Here is a 19,654-nt window from a genome sequence, read left to right as displayed (position 1 = left end):
TGCGAACGGTCCAGAGCTTCAGTCCGGACGAAAGTGGTCGAACCCCCGTTGCGCGAGCGGAATCGGGGTTCCCGACGCGTCCAGCACCTGGATACCCCCGCCCTCGACGAACTCCCCGATCACCGTCAGCGGCAGTTGCAGCGCGGCCGCGAGCGGTCGCAGTTCGCCCCGCTGCCGCGCCGGCCAAGCGAACAGCAGTTCGTAGTCGTCGCCACCGGACAACGCCGCGGCCAGGGACGGCCCCGACGGCCAGTCGGCCAGCAGTGGATCCCGCGGCAAATCATCTGCGCTCAGGCGTGCGCCGCAGCCCGAAGCCGTGCACACGTGGCCCAGATCGGCCAGCAGGCCGTCCGAGAGGTCGATAGCGGTGCGCGTGCGCCCGCGCAGCGTTCGCCCCAGCGCCAGCCGCGGTTCGGGCCGGAAGAAGCGCTTGCAGCGGGAATCCTCAACCGCGGGCGGCTCCCGCCTTGCAGCACGCCGCTGCTGCTCCAATTGCAGGCCGGCAAAGGCTCCTCCCAAGGATCCGCTGACGACGACCAGGTTGCCGGGCTGGGCACCGGTGCGCCGTAGCGCCGCGCCGGCCGGCACCTGCCCCAGCACTGTGACGCTGATCGCCAGCGGCCCCCGCGTGGTATCCCCCCCGATCAGCGGCACGCGCAACTGTTCGGCAAGTGCCCCCCAGCCCGCCGCAAACTCCTGCAACCAGTCGGTATCCACCCTGGGCAGCGTCAGGGCCAGCAGGGCCCCCAGCGGCTCCGCGCCCATCGCCGCGAGATCGCTCAGCGCGGCGGCAAGCGCCTTGTGCCCGACCGCGGCAGCCGGCTGGTCTTCGAAGAAATGAGTACCGCAGACCATGGTATCGACGCTGACAGCAAGCTCCTGCCCCCGCCGCGGTGCCAGCAGCGAACAGTCGTCGCCGACGCCGAGGGCAATCCCCGGCCCGCGATCACGCCCGGTGAAGAACCGGTGGATCAGTTCGAACTCGGAGAGCAGGCGTTCAGACATGGCACGGTAGCGTTCACGTGAAAGAACCCGGGTCCCGTCCCGGGCGACCCGTAGACCCGTAGACCCGTAGGGCGGAAGAGCGCAGCGTCATCCGCCACACGGCGTTCGCAGTGCCCAGGCGCCCGCGGTACCCCGGGCGCCGGCTGGCGGATGACGGCCTTCGGCCTCTTCCGCCCTACGCCTCTTTCATCGTCGCGGGTGGCCGCCCACGCCATGACAGTACGCAGCGCACCGCGTCCGCGGCTCGCCGGGCGGCACGGCATGCGCATCGACGGGATGCCTGCATCGCGCGGCATTCAGGAGCCACGGGGCTTGCCGCGCGGCGCCGGCCTGGCGGCGCGCTCGGCACATCGAAGATCGCGGGACAGTGCATCGAGCACCCCGTTCACGAACCGGTGGGACTGCTCCGCACCGAACTTCTTCGCCAGATCGACCGCCTCGTTGATTACCACGCGATACGGCACATCGAGCCGATCCGACAACTCCCAGGCACCGAGCCACAGCAGTGCGTGCTCGATCGGGTCGAGCTGCGCCAGCGGCCGGCCACCAAGCGCTGGCGCGAGCAGCCGGTCGAACTCGGCGGCCCGAGACGTGACACCCATCAGGATTTCGCGGAAGTATTCCGCATCGGCGCGCGCGTGTTCCTCGTCCTCGCGGAACTCGGCCAGGATATTTCTGGGATCGTCCTGCGTCAGCTGCCAGGAGTACAGCGCCTGCATCGCGCGCCGCCGGGCTGCCCGGCGGGCGTGGATCTGCCGCTGGTGATCGTGTCGACTCAAGGGAATACCACTTCCTGCTGGTTCAATCTGCTGATTCAATCCGGCACCGGTGACCGACCAGGGGTCGGCGGCCGGCAATTGCGGGCGCCCAACCGGCACCCCGTCGCCTGCGGCCGGCCGGCTGCCCCCGGGGCATCCCCCGGCGCTCGCTTCCAATCAATCCGCGGGCCGCAGCTGGGCCATCAGGCTGACCATCTCGATCGCCCCCAGCGCCGCGTCGACTCCCTTGTTGCCGGCCTTGGTGCCAGCGCGCTCGATCGCCTGTTCGATCGAGTCCGTGGTCAATACGCCGAAACTGACGGGAAGGTTCTCGGCCAGCGAAACCATCGCCAGACCCTTCGCCGCCTCGCCCGCGACGTAGTCGAAATGCGGCGTCGCGCCACGGATCACGCAGCCGAGCGCGACCACCGCGTCGAACTCGCCGGAACGCGCCATCGCCTGCGCCGCGAGCGGCAATTCGTAGGCCCCCGGCACGCGAACGATCGTCATCTGCGCGTCGGCCACGCCGTTGCGCCGCAGCGTATCGACCGCGCCCTCGAGCAGGCGCTCGACGATCAGGCTGTTGAAGCGGGCCAGCACCAGGCCGTAGCGGGCCTCGCCGGCGGCGGTAAACCGCCCTTCGAGAGTCTTGATGTTGTGCATGAAGCTGTCCTTGATCGAATCCGACGCCGCGAGGAAGCGCGGCATTGTACCACCGCGTTCCCCCCCATGCCCCGGTCGGATCGGCCGCGAACACCGCGTCCGCGCGCCCCGCTGCTCCCAAACCGGGGCCAGCGCGGCAGATCGTGTCGTCGCTGTCACCGATTCGTCATCGCCCGGTCATAAGCCTGACAGCATCGGGGCGCATGGTGCATGGGTATGAACTCAGCACTTCTCAAGCCCCGCCCCGCGCGCGACCTCGCAGCCGACGCCACCGGGCCTCGCCTGCGGGTCTGTGTGGTCACCGAAACCTGGCCGCCCGAGGTCAACGGCGTCGCCATGACCATCCACCGGCTCGTCGCCTGGCTTGGCGGGCGCCATGACGTGACCCTGGTGCGGGTACGCCAGCGTGGGACGGACGCGGGCCTCCAGATTCCCGGGGTCGAGACCGTGCTGATGCCCGGGGTGCCGGTGCCCCGCTATCACGGCCTGCGGATGGGCACGCCGTCGGTGGGCCGACTGAAGGCGCTCTGGCGCAACGACCGCCCGGATGTCGTACACATGATCACCGAGGGTCCCCTGGGCTGGTCGGCGGTACGCGCCGCCACGGCCCTCGGCATTCCGGTGGTGAGCGATTTCCACACCAACTTTCACCAGTACGCGACCCATTACGGGCTCGGCCTGTTCCAGCGACCGGCACTGAGCTATCTGCGCGGACTGCACAATCGAACCCGCCTGACCCTGGTGCCGACGCGGGCGCTGGCCGACGATCTCGAACGCCGCGGTTTCCGGCAACTGGACGTGCTGTCCCGGGGAATCGACACCGAGCGTTTCAGCCCGTCGCGGCGGCGCGACGAACTGCGGCGATCCTGGGGCGCCGGGCCGGAGGATCCGGTGTTGCTGATGGTCAGCCGCATCGCGCCGGAAAAGAACCTGCCGCTTGCGCTGCGCGCGTTCGACGCGGCCCGCGAGGGCGTCCCTGGCACCCGTATGGTGGTCGTCGGCGACGGGCCCGCGCGGGCCGCCCTGGCGCGAGCGCACCCGGAGGTTCTGTTCGCCGGGATGCGGACCGGAACCGACCTGGCCGAACACTACGCCTCGGCTGACATTTTCGTTTTTCCGAGCCGCAGCGAGACCTTCGGCAACGTGACGCTCGAGGCCATGGCCAGCGGCCTGGCGGTCGTCGCGTTCGACTATGCCGCGGCGCGCGAACACCTGGCGGACGGCCGGAACGGCCGGTCGCTCCCGACCACGGACGATCCGGGCTTCATCCAGGCCGTCGCCGACCTGGCCGCCGATCGGCGGGAAACGCGCCGGCTCGCCGCAGCGGGCCGCGGCACCGCGCTGGAGATCGACTGGTCGCAGGTCTGTATCCGCTACGAGGCGCTGCTGCGACGCGCCACGGAGAATCCGGATGATTGAACGCCCGCTCACGCCGTCTCCCACGCTGGCACGCATGCGCGCGCTGGACCTGACACTGTGCCAGTGGCTGAACCGCGCCAACCGGCGCGAGGCCATCGGCCGCTTCTTCGCACTGTTCAGCCGCCTCGGCGACGGCGTGTTCTGGTACACGCTGATGCTGGCGCTGCCGCTGGTCCACGGATTCGGTGCGTGGACCGCCAGCGTGCACATGGCGCTGACCGGGCTGGTCTCGCTGCAGATCTACAAGTGGCTCAAGGCCAACACCAGCCGCTCCCGGCCGTTCATAGTCAGCGACCGCATCGTCCGCCGGGTGCCACCCTTGGACGAGTACAGTTTCCCCTCGGGCCATACGCTGCACGCGGTCGCGTTCTCCATCGTGCTGCTGAGCCACTACCCGGAATGGTTCTGGATCGTGGTGCCGTTCACCGTATTGGTGGCCGCATCGAGGCCGGTGCTCGGGCTGCACTACCCCAGCGATGTGCTCGCCGGCGCCGTGATCGGTGCAGCGGTGGCGTCGCTCTCGGTGCTGCTCTTCGCCGCACTGGCCAGCTGAGCCGACACGCCGGCACCCTTAATTCCAGCCCCTCCGGCGGCGAGCTGGAGCGCACGCAGCTGCGGCATCTTCTTCTGCTGGTGATCCTGCATCCGGCGCAGGATGTCGTCGAGCACACGCAGCGCGGTGACGATAAACGGTCCCTTGTTCAGCATCACGCATTCGGCGCGCACCGACATCGCGGCGTCGCTCAACTCCGGACGGGATGCCGAACCCGTCTTCGCAAGGCTCTCGAGCACCTGAGTGGCCCAGACGACAGGGACGTGGCCGGCCTCGGCCATCCACAGCAGTTCCTCCTGGATCTCGGCGAGGCGCTCGCCCCCGATCTCCACCGCGAGGTCGCCACGCGCGATCATGATCGCCAGCGGATGCCTGCCGATGGCACTGAGCATGATATCCGGCAGGTGACGCAGCGCTCGTTCTGTTTCGATCTTGGCGACGATGCCGAGGTCGCCGGCGCTCCTGCGTTTGAGTTCCTCCATCAGGGCGCGCATATCGGAGGCGGTTTGCACGAACGAGAATCCCACCAGATCCCCATGGCTCACCACGAAATCGAGGTCCGTGAGATCCTTTTCGCTCAAAGGCCCCAGCTGCAACTGCGCACCGGGAAAGTTGATGCCCTTGTCGGCCTTCAGGCGAAACCCTTCCGGTGGCGCGTGGGTGACCTTCAGCAACGCCGACCGTGAATCCGATTCGACCACCACGGCGCCGAGCTTGCCATCGTCGATCCAGACGGCCTGACCGGGCGACAGGCATTTGAGCACGCTCGCGGCCGTCACGCCGATCCGCGCCGGCTCGACGACCCGCCCGTCGGCGTCGAGGCGCGCGGGCCGACCGGGCAGTTCGGGCCTGGTCAGGTTCAGTGCGTCGCCGAGCTGCAACACGATCCGCATCGGCCGGGTCCGGTGCCCACCCAGGTACACCGGTTCGGCATCAACGGGCGCCCAACGGCCGTTCGCCCTGCGCATCAGGCGCATCGAGGTTCCGGGGCCGATCACCGCGCGCCTGGGACAGCGCGCGAGCCAGGTCGAGTCGTCCAGTTCACGTTCGACGATCAGTTTGCGGGTCTTGCCTCGAAGGTCGCTGAACGACAGCCGATCCCCCGGCGAGAGCATCGCCAGCACCCGAGGGTCGACGGTCATCGTCGGCGGCTGGCCGCTGGCCGGCGGTTCCACCGCGGTCGCCGACTCGGGCGCCAGCCTGACCGCGACCGGCTTGCGCCCACCGGAAAACGCGTCGCGCTGCGGGCGCAGTTGCGTTGCCGCGGGCTCGTCGGCCAGCGGACCGGTACGGACCTTGTGCCCCGCAAGGTCCATGACCACGCGGCAGTCGCGACCGACGACCCGCTGCGCCTGGCGGATATTGTCGATCATGCGCCGCCAGACCGCCGGGCTGTCGTGCGCACAGTTGATGCGGGCGCAGTCCATACCCGACTCGAGCAGCGCACGAACCAGCTCCCCGTCCGATGCGGCCGCGGTGGGCATGGTCACCATCACGCGCGCCGTCCGCCCAGGCCTGGGCAGACCGAACAGGGTCCGTGTGTTCAACGCAAGCAATTCGTTACCGGCATCGAAACCCGGTGCGGGCGGCGGCTCGAGCATCGGCTCCGGCTCGGCGCAAAGGCCCGAGAGCACGCGGATCACCTCGTCGATACTGGCCAGCACATGCGCTTCGACGCGACCAAGCGATGACAGCCCCTTCCGCGCCAGGCGCAATTGTAGCGGGCGCAGGTCCCGGCAGCGCATTGCGAGATACTGCGCGAGGTTGCACGCGCTTGCCGGGAAGTCTCCGCTTTCTTTCCGCGCAGCGAGTTCCTGCAGGCGCGTGGCTGCGCCATCGACGACCTGCTGGCGCAGCGCGTGCATTTCCTCGAGGAGCGCGCGGTACTCACCGTCGACGCCAGGCTGGTCAAGATTCGTCATGGCCCGGGCTTATACCAGCGCTCCATGACGCCGCGATGACGGCACGCGGGTGGCGCCCATTCCTCGAGAGCCCATTCCTCGAGAGCTGCTTCATCGGGCGTTCACGCAACGATCAACCCCTTGTCACAAGCGTTCGGCACACTCTGGGGTTCATTCACCCCCAAGGGCATGCGCATGCCGCACCTGGCCGAATACGGTTCCCGGACCCCGGCTCCCCGCCAGCCGCTGCTGGTAGCAGAGATCGCCGCGACACCGGCCGACGTGCTGGCGTCCCAGCAATTGCGCTTCAGCGTGTTCGCGCAGGAGATGGGCGCCCGATTGGCCAGCGCGGATCAAGGCATCGACCGTGACCGCTACGACGATTTCTGCCAGCACCTGCTGGTCCGCGACGCAAGCACGGACGAGGTGGTCGCCAGTACGCGCATCCTCAACTCCGACGATGCCCCGGCAGCCGGCGGCTTCTATTCGCAAGACGAGTTCGCGCTGGGCAGGATGAACGAACTGCCCGGCCGCGTGATGGAGGTCGGGCGAACCTGCGTGCACGCCGATTACCGTACGGGCCGGGCGATCAACGCACTCTGGACCGGGCTCGCCGGTTTCATGACCGCCCATCGATTCGACTTCATGATGGGCTGCGCCAGCATCCCGCTGCCACAGAACGATCCGTCGGTCCACGCTCTGCTGCACCAACTCTACGAGAAACACCTGGGGCCGCCCGAGTACCGGGTGGTACCGCGGCATCCGGTCCCGCAGCTGCAATGGCGCGCCGGTACGCCGGCAGATCCTCCGCCATTGTTGAAGGCGTACCTGCGCCTCGGCGCGTGGGTTTGCGGCGAGGCCTGCCACGACCCGGACTTCGGCGTCGCCGATGTGTTCATCCTGCTCGACGTGCGCCGGGTGCCCGACCGGTACCGCCGACACTTCCTGCGAGGACCGGTGCCGTTCAGCTGACACCGACCGGATCGACCCGCATCGGCAGCGCAGGCCGGTCACGATCCAGATCGGGTTCGTGCCGCGCGCGCCTGCGCGGATGGCGGGCAGCGCGGCCGGTTTCACGATACCCTGTAAACCCGGCCCGGATCGGAATGCCTCCGGTCAGGGGTGTTGTCGATCCTCGCCCCCTGCCCTGCGCCGATGGAAACCCATGCGTGTCCTGATGCTGTCGGATGTGTATTTTCCCAGGATCAATGGCGTGTCCACGTCGATCCAGACATTCCGGCGCGACCTCCGGTCGATGGGGCACGAGGTCGACCTGATCGCACCGGCGTATCCCGGCACGGAGCGCGAGACCGAGCCCGGTTCAGAAAAGGTTCAACCGCACGCCATGCCCCGGTAACGCGCCCGAACGACGCTAGCGCGGTCTGGACTGACGGAGCCGCGCGATGCGCTCACTCGACTGCCGTACCGCCTTCGTGTCGGACGTTCATCTCGGCACCCGCGACTGCCGCGCCGACTACCTTCTGGACTTCCTGCAGCGCCTCGACTGCGAGCGGCTGGTGCTGGTCGGCGACATCTTCGATCTTTGGGCGATGCGCCGGCGGGTGTTCTGGACGACGGCTCAAGCAGCAGTCCTCGAACACGTGCTGGCACTGGCGGACCGGGGCATCGACGTCGTCTACATTCCCGGCAACCACGACGAGGCCCTGCGCAGCCTGGTCGGCAGCGAAATCCGCGGGGTGCGCATCCTGCGCGATCTCGAACACCGAACGGCCGACGGGCGCCGGTTCCTGGTCAGCCACGGAGACCAGTTCGATGCCGAGGTCCGTCACAGCCGGCTCCAGCATCTGATGGGCGACCTCGGGTACCAGGTGCTGCTGCGGCTCGGCCGCTGGGTCGACCGATTCCGACGGCTGCTGCGACTTCCGTACTGGTCGCTGTCGGCCTGGGCCAAGACCCGCGTCGGGCGAGCCCGCGACTACATCGGCCGCTTCGAGGCGGCCGCGTCGCGCGTCGCGCGCGACCGGGGATTCGACGGCCACATCGTCGGCCACATCCACAAGGCCGGGATCCATTCCCGCGACGGCGTGCTGTACTGCAATACCGGCGACTGGGTGGAGCACTGTACCGCGCTGATCGAAGACCACGGCGGGTTCCTGCACCTGGTGCACTGGTCGGACCACGTCCGGCTGGACGCCAGCGACACGGTGCAGACCGCTTGCGACTCGCAACTGCCGCCACTGCCCCCCGAACTGGCCTGGCTCGGCGCGCTTCCGGATCCAGTCACGCAGCGGCCCTGAATCGCTCGCTGGCTGAGGGATTCGTCCAGCCCCGAGGCATGGCCGGTGCCGGCGCGCCCACGTCGTTTCGCAGTCTGCCTACGCGGCGCCCGGAGGACGGCCGATTCGTTTCGTCTGCCAGCCACCGAGGCAAGCACTCCTCTCTGGAAAACCTCCAGCCACCTCCTATACTCCTGACTTACGGGGTTTTCGCGGCAGCGGCGGGGGTTTCTCCGAACCGTCGCCGCTCTGCCCTGTAACGAACCGCGGGCCGGTTCCACCGGCGAGCCGCCGGTCCGGCCGACCACAATGAGGGCACAAGCCCCGCCGCACCGAGTTGCGAGGAGGAGGAGTCGATGCAAGTCACACGACGAACGTTCTTGAAGATATGCGCGGCGGGGATGGGCAGCTCCACCCTCGTCGCGCTGGGCTTCTCGCCCACGGAACTGCAGGCCTCGGTGCGCAGCTTCAAGCTGGCGCGCACGACCGAGGCCCGCAGCACCTGTCCCTACTGCTCGGTGAGCTGCGGGGTGATCATGTACAGCCTGGGAAGCGGCGCGAAGAACGCCCACCCGGCGCTGATCCATATCGAGGGCGACCCGGACAACCCGGTGAACCGCGGCACGCTATGCCCGAAGGGTGCCGGCCTGATCGACATGATCAAGAGCCCGAACCGGGTGCTGTACCCGGAAGTGCGCGAACCAGGTTCGAACGAATGGACGCGGATTTCCTGGGACGAGGCGCTCACGCGCATCGCGAAGCGGATGAAGGAAGACCGCGACGCGAACTTCGTCTCCCGCAACGACAACGGTGAACTGGTCAACCGCTGGAACACCACCGGCCTGCTGGCCAGCTCCGCCGCCAGCAACGAGGCCGGCTACCTGACCGCAAAGACCGCGCGCAGCTACGGGATGGTGACCGTCGATACCCAGGCTCGCATTTGACACGCTCCGACGGTGGCCAGTCTGGCCCCGACTTTCGGACGTGGCGCAATGACGAACCACTGGGTCGACATCAAGAACGCCGACCTGATCATCGTGATGGGCGGCAACGCCGCCGAGGCGCACCCCTGCGGCTTCAAGTGGGTTACGGAGGCGAAGGCCAACCGTGGTGCGAAACTGATCGTGGTCGATCCGCGCTTCACCCGCTCCGCCGCGGTTTCGGACTACTACGCTCCGATCCGCGTCGGCACCGACATCGCGTTTCTTGCCGGCGTGATCAACTATCTGCTGACGAACGACAAGATCCAGCACGAGTACGTGCGCCACTATACCAACGCACCGTTCATCGTGAAGGACGAGTACCAGTTCGAAGACGGACTGTTCTCCGGCTACGACGAGGACGACCGGCGCTACGACCGGGCAAGCTGGGGGTACGAGATGCGCGACGATGGCTTTGCGCGCGTCGATTACAGCCTGCGTCACCCGCGCTGCGTGTTCCAGCTGATGAAAACGCACTTCTCGCGTTACACGCCTGAACTCGTCAGCCGGATCACCGGCACCCCGGAAGACCGCTTCCTGCACATCTGCGAAGCGATCGCCGAGCATTCCGCGCCCGACAAGGTAATGACCATTCTGTACGCACTTGGCTGGACGCAGCATTCCAAGGGCTCGCAGAACATCCGCACCATGGCGATGATCCAGCTGCTGCTGGGCAACATCGGCATGCCGGGCGGAGGCGTGAACGCGCTGCGCGGCCATGCGAACGTGCAGGGCATCACCGACATGAACCTGGTCACGACCAATCTGCCGGGCTACCTGAACCTGCCGAACGACCAGCACCAGGACTTTGGCGAATACATGGAGCTGAAGGCCCTGAAGCCGATCCGTCCCGATCAGATCAGCTGGTGGCAGCACTACCCGAAGTATCACGTGAGCCTGATGAAGGCCTGGTACGGCGACGCGGCCAGCGCGGACAACGACTTCGCCTACGACTACCTGCCGAAGATCGACCGGCCGTACGACGTGATGCAGATGTTCGAGCTGATGCACACCGACCAAATGAACGGGTTCATCTGCCAGGGGTTCAACCCGGTCGCGGCGGTCTCGCACAAGGCGAAAATGACCCAGGCGCTTTCGAAGCTGAAGTACTTGGTGATCATCGACCCGCTGGTCACCGAGACCTCCGAGTTCTGGCGCAACTTCGGCAGCTACAACGACGTCGATCCCAGCCAGATCCAGACCGAGGTGTTCCGCCTGCCCTCCGGGCTTTTCGCGGAAGAAGACGGCACCTTCACCAACTCGGGCCGAGTCATCATCTGGAAGGAGAAGGGCGCGAACCCGCCCGGCGAAGCCAAGCCGGACCGCGAGATCATCGCGCGCCTGTTCCTGAAGATCCGCGAAATGTACCAGGCGGAAGGCGGCGCATTCCCGGACCCGATCCTGAACGTCTCCTGGCCGTACAACAACCCGGAGGTGCCCGATTCCGGCGAACTCCTGCGCGAGATCTCCGGAAAGGCGGTCGCGGACGTCCGCGATGCCGATGGACGCATCACGATCCCGGCCGGACAACAGGTGGCCGGGTTCGCGCAGTTGCGCGATGACGGCAGCACCGCCTGCGGCAACTGGCTGTACAGCGGCGCATGGACCGCGACGGGCAACATGGCCGCAAGGCGCAGCACCGCAGACCCGTCGGGCCTCGGCGTGTACCCCGAGTGGGGCTTCGCCTGGCCGGCCAACCGCCGGATCCTGTACAACCGCGCGTCGTGCGACATGGACGGCAGGCCCTGGGATCCGCGGCGTGCGCCGGTGGCCTGGGACGGCCAGCGCTGGAGCGGGCCGGACATCCCGGATATGCGCCCGAACGCGGCACCCGAAGAAGAGGTGATGCCGTTCATCATGACGCCGGAGGGCACGGCGCGCCTGTTCGCCGGCATGAACGAGGGACCGTTCCCCGAGCACTACGAGCCGTTCGAGTCCCCGCTCGGGTACAACCCGCTGCACCGCGACAACCTGAAGGCGACGAACAATCCGGCGGCACGGGTCTTCGCGCAGGACTGGGCGAGTTTCGGCGACGCCGACGAGTTCCCGTATGCGGCGACCACCTACCGGCTCACCGAGCACTTCCACTTCTGGACCAAGCACGCGCAGTCCGCCGCCGTCACCCAGCCGTCCCAGTTCGTCGAGATCGGCGAAGCCCTGGCGCAGGAGAAGGGGATCCGCAGCGGCGACGACGTGGTGGTGATGTCCAACCGCGGCGAGATCACCGCCACCTGCGTGGTGACCAAACGCATCAAGCCACTCAATGTCGACGGCAAGGTCGTCCATACCGTGGGAATCCCGATCCACTGGGGCTTCGCGGGGCTGACGAACAGGGGCTACCTGGCCAACGTGCTGACCCCCTACGTGGGTGACGCCAATTCGCAGACGCCCGAATTCAAGGCGTTCCTGGTCGACATCGAGAAAGCCTGAGGAGGTGCGCCATGTCATCACTGCAATCGCTTGATATCACCGCACGCTCCGCCACGAACCGGACCCCTCCCAGTATCCGGGAGGAGGTCGAGGTCGCCAAGCTAATCGACATTTCCAAGTGCATCGGCTGCAAGGCGTGCCAGGTCGCGTGTGCGGAATGGAACGACCTGCGCGAGGAAATCGGCACCAACGTCGGTGTCTACGACAACCCGCTGGACCTGACCCCGAGCACCTGGACGCTGATGCGCTTCGCGGAGGTCGAGCCCGAGGAATACGAGTTCGAGTGGCTGATCCGCAAGGACGGCTGCATGCACTGCGCCGACCCGGGCTGCCTGAAGGCTTGCCCGGCCCCCGGCGCGATCGTGCAGTACGCGAACGGAATCGTCGACTTCGTTTCCGAGCACTGCATCGGCTGCGGATACTGCATCGCGGGCTGTCCGTTCGACATCCCGCGGATCTCGCCGAAGGACAACCGGGCCTACAAGTGCACCCTATGCTCCGACCGCGTCGCGGTGGGCATGGAGCCGGCCTGCGTCAAGGTCTGTCCGACGGGGTGCATCACCTTCGGCTCCAAGGAGGACATGAAGAAACATGCCGACGGCCGCATCGCGGATCTGAATTCCCGCGGCTACGACCAGGCCGGGCTGTACGACCCGCAGGGCGTGGGCGGCACCCACGTGATGTACGTGCTGCAGCACGCCGATCAGCCGGAGCTTTACCAGGGACTGCCGAAGGATCCGAAAATCAGCGCGGCGGTCGATTTCTGGAAGGGACTGGCCAAGCCGTTCAGCCTGGCGCTGCTGGGCATCGCGAGCCTCGGGGCCTTCGTACACTACTTCGCCGTGGGCCCGAACGACGCGGAGGAAGACGAGGACGAAGACGACAAGACCCGGTCGGCGGCCGCCACGGACAAGGAGGATTGAGCCATGAGCGCCAAACCCAAACTGATCCAGCGCTACACCTCTAGTGACCGGGTGAACCACGGGCTGCTGGCCCTGAGCTTCATTCTCGTCGCGATGTCCGGAATGGCATTCTTCCACCCGTCGCTGTACTGGCTGTCGGCGTTCTTCGGCGGCGGCGAGTGGGCCCGGGTTCTGCACCCGCTGCTGGGCGTGGCCATGTTCGTGTTCTTCTTCATTGCAATGGTCAAGTACTGGAAGCACAACCTGCTGACCGGCAACGACTTCAAGTGGTTGGGGCGGCTCGGCGACGTGATGAAGAACCGCGAGGAGAACCTGCCACCGATCGGCAAGTACAACCCGGGCCAGAAGCTGTTGTTCTGGACCCTGGTGGTGACGATGATCCTGTTGCTGCTGACCGGCATCGCCTTGTGGCAGCCCTGGTTCGCCCCGCTGTTCCCGATCGGGGTGGTCCGCGCCGCGGCGGTGATCCACGTGATCAGTGCCGTGGTGCTGCTGCTCGGCATGATCGTGCATATCTACTCCGCGATCTTCTGGATCAAGGGATCCACACGGGCGATGCTGCGCGGCACGGTCACCGAGACATGGGCGCGCAAGCACCATCCGCTGTGGTACGAAGAAATGACCTCGGGGCAGAAAAAGTGAGTGCAGTCATTCAACCGGGCGAGATCCGCCCACCGGCGCAGGAAGCGCCTTTCGTGCGGCCCGCCGACCGGAAACACGTCTTCCGGCGACGGGCCGACCGCCTCCTCCAGCTGGCGAGCGATCACCCGCTGGAGCCGTTCCTGATGTTCGTGGCCTCGGTCGCACGGGCACAGCAGAACGCGCTGGATCAGCTGGACGCCGCCAGCGTGTCGCTGCCCCCGGAGCTGTCGCTGGCCGAGCAGCGCCGGCGCGGCGAACCGGTTTTCAGCGCATGGTCATCGCGGCTGGAACCGGTCTGGCATGAAGTGCTGACCGGGATCCTGGCCGACGTCGAAACCGCTGCGCCAGCGCCGACTCGGGCCGCGATCGACACACTGCGCGGCATGGACCGCGCGGAGTTGGGCACCGTCGCGCGGCAAGTGCTCGAAGGGAATCTGGCGATGGCCGATCCTGCACGGACGCCGTTGATCGCGGCGGCACTGCAGGTCTACTGGACACATCTGGCCACGGCCCTGCCCGTGGAGGACTTCGGCGTCATCCGGTCCGACCCGGAACCCCACGCGGGCCATTGTCCGCTCTGCGGCAGTGCCCCGGTCGCGAGCGTCGTGCAGATCGGCGGCACGCAGCAGGGTCTGCGCTACCTGCACTGCTCCCTCTGCGAGAGCGAATGGCACCTGGTGCGGGTGAAGTGCTCCAACTGTGACGCGACCACCGGACTGGAATACCTCGGTCTGGAAGGCGACAAGGGAGCGATCAAGGCCGAGACCTGCCACGAGTGCCACAGCTACCTGAAGATCTTCTACATGGAAAAGGACTTCGAAGTTGACGCGGTCGCCGACGATCTCGCGAGTCTCGGGCTGGATCTGTTGCTGGCAGAGGAAGGCCACCTGCGCAGTGGGCCGAGCCTGTTCTTCATTCCCGGCGAGGAATCCGCCAACGCCAGCTAGTGGACCATGCTGGAAATACATCGCCCGACACGCCGGCGCTGCGTTGGGCCGGTTTGAAATGGGTTGGCTATCCCTGCAGGTGCTCCGGCGCGCCTCGCCGTGCTTCGTAGGCACCGAACTTCCCGCATGCCTTACCTACCGAATCCCGGGTCACGCACGCAACTCACACCGGGGCCATCCTGGGCCATCCTGGGACCGAATTCGTCATTGCACGCCGCGGGATGGACGCTACCGGTGAAGGGCGTCGCTGGAACGCTGGCGGCCCGAGGGCGCACCGACGCGCATGCCGCAGGTGGAAGGCAGACGAAGACACTTCCATTCGATCCTATCGAATGGAAGGCGACAATAATATTTTCATCTTCCTATTTTTTCGATTCACTTACCAGTGCATTGATCTGGATCACAGCTTTCGGCGTATTTCGATCCGGCTAGTGCCTCCTATTGACCTGGATCAAGAAACGACCCCTTACGAAAGCGCGCAATGCGGGGGTCCATCGACGCAGAAGCGAGGATCACGCGCATGCCATCGTTCTTCGAGAATCCAGTCAGCCGCCGCGCCTTCCTGGCAGGAACCGGTGCGCTGGGTGTCGCAACGGTATTTCAACTCAACCCGATCACACAGGGCCTGGTGCGGGCCGGGCTTGCCCACGCCGCGGACGCGGTCCCGGGTTCCGGCAAGTGGGTCCCGACCGTCTGCCAGGGCTGCACCACCTGGTGCATGAAGGAAGCCTACGTGCAGGACGGCCGCGTATTCCACGTGCGCGGCAACCAGCACTCCAAGATCACCGGCAAATCCGGCTGCGTGCGCCAGAGCATGGCGCTTACCGAACTTTACGACCCCGACCGGGTGCGCTACCCGATGAAACGGACCAATTCGAAGAAGGGCCGCGGGGAGGATCCGGGCTTCGTGCGCATCACCTGGGAAGAGGCGATGGACACTTTCGCCGAGAAGCTGATAGAACTGCGGCGCAAGGGCGAACCACACAAATACATGACCACCCGCGGCCGCTATGGATTCATGAGCGGCGTGATGCTGGCCAACATCACGCGGATCATCGGCTCGCCGAACGCCATCACCCACTCGGCCATCTGCGCCGAGGCCGACAAGTTCGGTCCCTATTTCATGGAAGGCAACTTCGGCTACCGCCAGTACGACATCAAGAACAGCCGCTACCAACTCTGCTTCGGCGCCGACCCGATCGCCGCCAACCGCCAGGTCTCCTTCGCGACGCGTGAATGGGGCAACATGCTCGATCAGGCGAAGGTGGCGATCGTCGACCCGCGCTTCTCCTCCAGCGCGCAGAAGGCCGACGAATGGTTGCCACTCAAGCCCGGAACGGACTCAGCGCTGGCGCTGGCACTGGCGCACGTGATCCTGGTCGAGGGCCTTTGGCACAAGCCCTTTGTCGGTGACTTCTTCGACGGGCAGAACCGCTTTGTCGCGGGCCAGACGGTGGACCTGGAAACCATGATCGAGCCCGAGGAAGCCGCCGCCGCGGAGCCCGAAGCGACCCAGGTCAACGAAGGAGACTCGGCGGAGGGCGTGACTGCAGAACCCGCAGCTTCGAGACCGACCGCCGTTCCCACCTTTAACGAGCTCTACACTCACGGTCTGGTGCAGTGGTGGAACCTGGAACTCAAGGACCGAACCCCGGAGTGGGCGGCCGAAATCACCGACCTTCCGGTCGAACAGATCGTACGAGTCGCCCGTGACCTTGGGGCGGCGGCTCCGAACGTGGGTATCTGGCTCTCGCGCGGGATGCACATGAACACCCGTGGCGCGTACAGCTCGATGTGCGGGCACGCCCTGGCCGGCCTGCTTGGAGCGGCCGAAAACGAGGGTGGCAGCATGCGCTTCAGTTCGCGCCCGACGGCGTCGCTGCCGGATGGTGCCGCGTATCGTGATGATCTGGCCAAGGCCGGGCTCGCGATGGAGATGATCGACCGGCGCGGTCGCCTGGAGTTTCCGGCGCTGGCCCGCGGCCGCTCCGGCGGTGGCGTGATCAGCTCCCAGCCGGCCAACTCGATCCTCGAGGAAGACCCCTACGGCATCGAGATCCTCTACGCGAGCTGGAACAACTTCGTCTATGCACAGCCGCATGCCCAGGAGTGGGAAGAGGCGATGAAGAAGGTGCCCTTCCAGGTCCACTCCACGCTCAACCTCGCCGAACAGTCGATGTTTGCCGACATCATCCTGCCGGCGTCGCACAGCATGTTCGAGCGCTGGAACGTGGTAGCCAACTCCGGCAACGGCTACGGCGTCGTCGGCATCCAGCAACCGATGGTCAAGGTCGGCGACATCCGCCAGGACGAGTCCGAGATTCCCTGGCTGCTCGCCGAAGCACTGGATCGCAAGGGCTTCAGCGCGCCCTTGGAGTATCTGAAAAACGAGTTCATCGACCCGGAGACGGGAGCGCATCCCAGCAACGGCGACGAACTGGGCCTGATCATGGTCAAGATGATGACCAAGCCCTTCTGGGATTTCAAGTCCACCGTCGGTGGTACGAAGTTCAACAGCTGGGACGAATTCCTGAAGGTGGGCATGTGGACCAGCGACCATTATCCGTTCCAGTCGCGCTGGGGCAACATGGGCACGAAGACGGGCAACTTCGAGTTCTACTCCGAGACTCTGAAGGAAGCGCTGCAGTCGCACGCCGACCGGCACAACACCGACATCGAGCATGTGCTCGCCACATGCAACTACGAGGCGCGCGGCGAACTGGCATTCATTCCACATTACGAACATCCGTTCCGGCACGGCAGCGAGGACGAGTTCCCGATGCTGTTCGTCGACCACAAGCACAAGCTCAACCGCGAAGGTCGCGGCTGCAACCACTACTGGTATACCGGCGAGCGCGATGTCGAGCCGGGCGACCTGAAATTCGGCGATGCCGCCAAGATCAATCCGGTCGATGCGGAACGCCTGGGCATCCAGACCGGCGACACGGTCCGCCTGACCTCGGTCTCGGGCAGCATCACCTGCACCGCGAGCGTCTGGGAGGGCGCACGCCCCGGTTGCGTGGTCAAGGCCTTTGGCATGGGCCACTGGGCCTATGGTCGGCATGTGTCCACGGACTTTGGGCACTCGGCGATCGGCGGCAACAACAACAACGAACTGATCCCACGCGACTTCGACCGCCTGTCCGGATCCTCGGTGTTTTCCGGCCAGATTGGCGTTCGTGTCGAGAAGGTCTGACAGCCGAAAATTGCCAGGAGAGTTCAGTCATGGGATATGGAATGGTGATTGACCAGCAGCTCTGCGTCGGCTGCGCCGCTTGCACCATCGCGTGCAAGATCGAAAACAACACGCCGGTCGGCTTCAACTGGTGCGACAAGATCACCCGCACCAGCGGGAAGTTCCCTGCCGTGCGCTACGAATACATCTCGACGATGTGCAACCACTGCGACAACGCGCCCTGCGTGAAGGCTTGCCCGACCCAGGCGATGTACAAGAACCGAGACACCGGCCTGACGCTGCACGACCCGAAGAAGTGCATCGGCTGCAAGGCCTGCATCGTCAACTGCCCGTACGGCGTGATCAGCTTCAACTGGGAAAGGCCGCACAAGGACTGGGCCGAGAGAGACCGTCTGGCCGAGGGGTGCTTCTCTCCCCGGGAGATGGTCGAGGAAGTCGGAGGCGAAGGCTCTCCGCACGGCAACCCGGAGCGCGGAACGACCTACCCGGTTGTCCGTCCGGCCGGCACGGTGGAGAAATGCACGTTCTGCGACCACCGGCTGGCGAAGGGTCTGGCCCCGGCCTGTGTCGACGCCTGCCCCTCGGGTGCACGGCAGTTCGGGGACATCGACGATCCGAACAGCGAGGTAAGCAAGCTGGTTGCGAAACACGGAGGCAGGGGGCTGCGTGAAGAACTGGGCACCCGGCCACGGGTGATTTACATCCGTGACTACAAGCCACAGCGCCGTTTCGAACCCGCTCGCCCCGCCGGCGAGAATCAAGGAGCGTGATCCATGAACTCCAACGTCAGTGTGAAAGATTTTCTCACACCCACCTGGACCCTGATCGCCGTTGGACTGGTAGCGGGCGGTGCTGTAGGGCTGTACGAGATGTTCTTTGGCCACCTGTTCGCAACCAACAGCGCATTGGTCTGGACACTACCGCTGATCACCTACATCTTCCTCGCGTTGATGAGTACCGGGGTCTCGCTGGTGCTGGCCTACGGGCTGATCATGGACGATGAGGCCATCACGCGGCATACGCGGGCCCTGCTGATCTTGGCCATCGGGATGCTGGTCGGAGGCTTCACCGCGCTGGCCACGGAACTGGGCTCGCTGCTGAACATGGTCTGGATCCTGCTGTCGCCGAACCCGAGTTCGCCGATCTGGTGGATGGGCACGCTGTATTCCATCGAACTGGTATTGCTGTTCGTGAAGCTGGTGATGGACCTGAAAGGGCGCCATGGGGTGTTCGACCTGCCGCTGGCCTGGGGCACGCTGCTCATCGCTGCCGCCGCGGCGATCACTATCGGCGCGGTGTTCGGCACCGTGATCGGGCGTCCGGACTACCACGGGGCCTTCCTGTCGGTGGTCACGCTGGTCTCGGCGCTGGTCAGCGGCACGGCCGCGATCGTGCTGCTGCGCCCGCAAAGCACGCTGACCGAGACTGTCGGGCGCATCTTCCGGCAGACCGCGCTGCTGCTCGCGGCGCTGTTGCTGATACGCGTGGCCTACGAGGCACACAGCACCGTTGCCGGAATGCTCGGTTGGGCGAGCATCTCGATGCTGGCGCCCTTCATTATCGCGGCCGCGCTGCTGCATCTCGCCCCGCGTCTGCTCGCGCTGCTGGCCATCGTGGCCGTGCTCTGGGTGCAATACAGCTTCATCATCACCGGGCAGCTCGTGTCGCTGGGGCCGACCGCTGACTGGTACGGCGCGGTCCAGTCCTATCGGCCGAACCTGCCGGAGATCCTGATCCTCGTGCTGGGTATCGCCGTCGCCGCCGCGCTGATCAAACTCGGCGAACAGTTCCTGATGAATGACCGGAACCAGGCCACGAACTGACCTGCGTCCCCTGCCCCCTCCCTTCCCCGGCCCCTCTCCCGCAAGCGGGAGAGGGGCCGGGGGTGAGGGTGAGTGCACCCGCAGCCAGGCAATGCACTTCCCCCTCCCCAGCCCCCGTTCCGGGAGAGGGGTTTGCGGTGTGTGCCGCCATTGTCATCGATCGCATCCCACGGGATA

The 19,654-nt window shown here is 66.2% G+C and carries 16 protein-coding genes and 1 pseudogene; 13 read left to right on the top strand and 4 right to left on the bottom strand.

Annotated elements, in window-relative coordinates:
* Positions 1 to 18 precede the first annotated feature (18 nt).
* The 3 genes from thiL to ribH all read right to left on the bottom strand — a co-directional run bounded on the left by thiL (position 19) and on the right by ribH (position 2,426).
* Positions 19 to 1,005 (bottom strand): thiamine-phosphate kinase, encoded by a 987-nt coding sequence (thiL, locus tag TVNIR_RS04605; RefSeq protein ID WP_015257818.1) that lies wholly within the window; start codon positions 1,003 to 1,005, stop codon positions 19 to 21.
* A gap of 296 nt (positions 1,006 to 1,301) precedes the next feature.
* The gene (nusB, locus tag TVNIR_RS04600) at positions 1,302 to 1,784 is read right to left on the bottom strand and encodes a transcription antitermination factor NusB (RefSeq protein ID WP_257720612.1); all 483 of its coding nucleotides are present in this window, start codon (positions 1,782 to 1,784) and stop codon (positions 1,302 to 1,304) included.
* A gap of 156 nt (positions 1,785 to 1,940) precedes the next feature.
* Complete coding sequence (gene ribH / locus TVNIR_RS04595) at positions 1,941 to 2,426, bottom strand: 6,7-dimethyl-8-ribityllumazine synthase (RefSeq protein ID WP_043740204.1); 486 nt, start codon at positions 2,424 to 2,426, stop codon at positions 1,941 to 1,943.
* 282 nt (positions 2,427 to 2,708) lie between these two features.
* Here ribH and TVNIR_RS04590 point away from each other — a divergent pair, with 282 nt between their 5' ends.
* Entirely contained in the window at positions 2,709 to 3,845 is a 1,137-nt protein-coding gene (locus TVNIR_RS04590; protein WP_211263178.1) for a glycosyltransferase family 4 protein, read from the top strand.
* Positions 3,846 to 3,879: 34 nt separating this feature from the next.
* Positions 3,880 to 4,398: a phosphatase PAP2 family protein gene (locus tag TVNIR_RS04585; RefSeq protein ID WP_043740202.1), complete on the top strand. Its 519-nt coding sequence runs from the start codon at positions 3,880 to 3,882 to the stop codon at positions 4,396 to 4,398.
* Here TVNIR_RS04585 and TVNIR_RS04580 read toward each other — a convergent pair.
* Positions 4,311 to 6,320: a pyruvate kinase gene (locus TVNIR_RS04580; RefSeq protein ID WP_015257813.1), complete on the bottom strand. Its 2,010-nt coding sequence runs from the start codon at positions 6,318 to 6,320 to the stop codon at positions 4,311 to 4,313. The genes TVNIR_RS04585 and TVNIR_RS04580 overlap by 88 nt on opposite strands.
* Positions 6,321 to 6,488: 168 nt before the next feature.
* Between TVNIR_RS04580 and TVNIR_RS04575 the strand changes: the two genes are divergently transcribed.
* The 11 genes and pseudogenes from TVNIR_RS04575 to TVNIR_RS04525 all read left to right on the top strand — a co-directional run bounded on the left by TVNIR_RS04575 (position 6,489) and on the right by TVNIR_RS04525 (position 19,477).
* Positions 6,489 to 7,271, top strand: a complete 783-nt coding sequence (locus TVNIR_RS04575; protein ID WP_015257812.1) for a GNAT family N-acetyltransferase — start codon at positions 6,489 to 6,491, stop codon at positions 7,269 to 7,271.
* A 193-nt stretch (positions 7,272 to 7,464) separates the two neighbouring features.
* Positions 7,465 to 7,638, top strand: a pseudogene (locus TVNIR_RS04570) (glycosyltransferase); the annotation flags it as partial.
* Between the two features lie 64 nt (positions 7,639 to 7,702).
* Positions 7,703 to 8,557 carry a UDP-2,3-diacylglucosamine diphosphatase gene (locus TVNIR_RS04565; protein ID WP_015257811.1) on the top strand — a complete coding sequence of 285 codons (855 nt, stop codon included), beginning with the start codon at positions 7,703 to 7,705 and terminating at the stop codon, positions 8,555 to 8,557.
* Positions 8,558 to 8,892: 335 nt separating this feature from the next.
* Positions 8,893 to 9,480, top strand: coding sequence for a molybdopterin-dependent oxidoreductase (locus TVNIR_RS21370; protein ID WP_015257810.1), 588 nt, complete (start codon positions 8,893 to 8,895; stop codon positions 9,478 to 9,480).
* Positions 9,481 to 9,492: 12 nt separating this feature from the next.
* Positions 9,493 to 11,946 (top strand): formate dehydrogenase-N subunit alpha, encoded by a 2,454-nt coding sequence (gene fdnG, locus TVNIR_RS04555; protein ID WP_083499348.1) that lies wholly within the window; start codon positions 9,493 to 9,495, stop codon positions 11,944 to 11,946.
* 11 nt (positions 11,947 to 11,957) lie between these two features.
* The gene (gene fdxH / locus TVNIR_RS04550) at positions 11,958 to 12,869 is read left to right on the top strand and encodes a formate dehydrogenase subunit beta (protein ID WP_015257808.1); all 912 of its coding nucleotides are present in this window, start codon (positions 11,958 to 11,960) and stop codon (positions 12,867 to 12,869) included.
* Positions 12,870 to 12,872: 3 nt separating this feature from the next.
* Entirely contained in the window at positions 12,873 to 13,511 is a 639-nt protein-coding gene (locus TVNIR_RS04545) for a formate dehydrogenase subunit gamma (RefSeq protein ID WP_015257807.1), read from the top strand.
* Positions 13,508 to 14,458 (top strand): formate dehydrogenase accessory protein FdhE, encoded by a 951-nt coding sequence (fdhE, locus tag TVNIR_RS04540; RefSeq protein WP_015257806.1) that lies wholly within the window; start codon positions 13,508 to 13,510, stop codon positions 14,456 to 14,458. Before TVNIR_RS04545 ends, fdhE begins: the two co-directional genes overlap by 4 nt.
* A 520-nt stretch (positions 14,459 to 14,978) precedes the next feature.
* Positions 14,979 to 17,654 carry a molybdopterin-dependent oxidoreductase gene (locus TVNIR_RS04535; protein WP_015257805.1) on the top strand — a complete coding sequence of 892 codons (2,676 nt, stop codon included), beginning with the start codon at positions 14,979 to 14,981 and terminating at the stop codon, positions 17,652 to 17,654.
* Positions 17,655 to 17,683: 29 nt separating this feature from the next.
* Positions 17,684 to 18,424 (top strand): 4Fe-4S dicluster domain-containing protein, encoded by a 741-nt coding sequence (locus tag TVNIR_RS04530; protein WP_015257804.1) that lies wholly within the window; start codon positions 17,684 to 17,686, stop codon positions 18,422 to 18,424.
* 3 nt (positions 18,425 to 18,427) lie between these two features.
* Positions 18,428 to 19,477: a polysulfide reductase NrfD family protein gene (locus TVNIR_RS04525; protein ID WP_015257803.1), complete on the top strand. Its 1,050-nt coding sequence runs from the start codon at positions 18,428 to 18,430 to the stop codon at positions 19,475 to 19,477.
* Positions 19,478 to 19,654 lie beyond the last annotated feature (177 nt).

This window comes from Thioalkalivibrio nitratireducens DSM 14787, assembly GCF_000321415.2.
Classification (GTDB): domain Bacteria; phylum Pseudomonadota; class Gammaproteobacteria; order Ectothiorhodospirales; family Ectothiorhodospiraceae; genus Thioalkalivibrio; species Thioalkalivibrio nitratireducens.
Note: the sequence above shows the minus strand (reverse complement) of the source record. Positions and strands in the feature narration are given on the sequence as shown.

Excerpts from the sequence above, each read along its gene's own strand:
- thiL (WP_015257818.1), bottom strand. The coding sequence starts at position 1,005 with ATGTCTGAACGCCTGCTCTCCGAGTTCGAACTGATCCACCGGTTCTTC.
- ribH (WP_043740204.1), bottom strand. The coding sequence starts at position 2,426 with ATGCACAACATCAAGACTCTCGAAGGGCGGTTTACCGCCGCCGGCGAG.
- TVNIR_RS04585 (WP_043740202.1), top strand. The coding sequence starts at position 3,880 with ATGCGCGCGCTGGACCTGACACTGTGCCAGTGGCTGAACCGCGCCAAC.
- TVNIR_RS04580 (WP_015257813.1), bottom strand. The coding sequence starts at position 6,320 with ATGACGAATCTTGACCAGCCTGGCGTCGACGGTGAGTACCGCGCGCTC.
- TVNIR_RS04575 (WP_015257812.1), top strand. The coding sequence starts at position 6,489 with ATGCGCATGCCGCACCTGGCCGAATACGGTTCCCGGACCCCGGCTCCC.
- TVNIR_RS04565 (WP_015257811.1), top strand. The coding sequence starts at position 7,703 with ATGCGCTCACTCGACTGCCGTACCGCCTTCGTGTCGGACGTTCATCTC.
- TVNIR_RS21370 (WP_015257810.1), top strand. The coding sequence starts at position 8,893 with ATGCAAGTCACACGACGAACGTTCTTGAAGATATGCGCGGCGGGGATG.
- fdxH (WP_015257808.1), top strand. The coding sequence starts at position 11,958 with ATGTCATCACTGCAATCGCTTGATATCACCGCACGCTCCGCCACGAAC.
- TVNIR_RS04545 (WP_015257807.1), top strand. The coding sequence starts at position 12,873 with ATGAGCGCCAAACCCAAACTGATCCAGCGCTACACCTCTAGTGACCGG.
- TVNIR_RS04535 (WP_015257805.1), top strand. The coding sequence starts at position 14,979 with ATGCCATCGTTCTTCGAGAATCCAGTCAGCCGCCGCGCCTTCCTGGCA.
- TVNIR_RS04530 (WP_015257804.1), top strand. The coding sequence starts at position 17,684 with ATGGGATATGGAATGGTGATTGACCAGCAGCTCTGCGTCGGCTGCGCC.
- TVNIR_RS04525 (WP_015257803.1), top strand. The coding sequence starts at position 18,428 with ATGAACTCCAACGTCAGTGTGAAAGATTTTCTCACACCCACCTGGACC.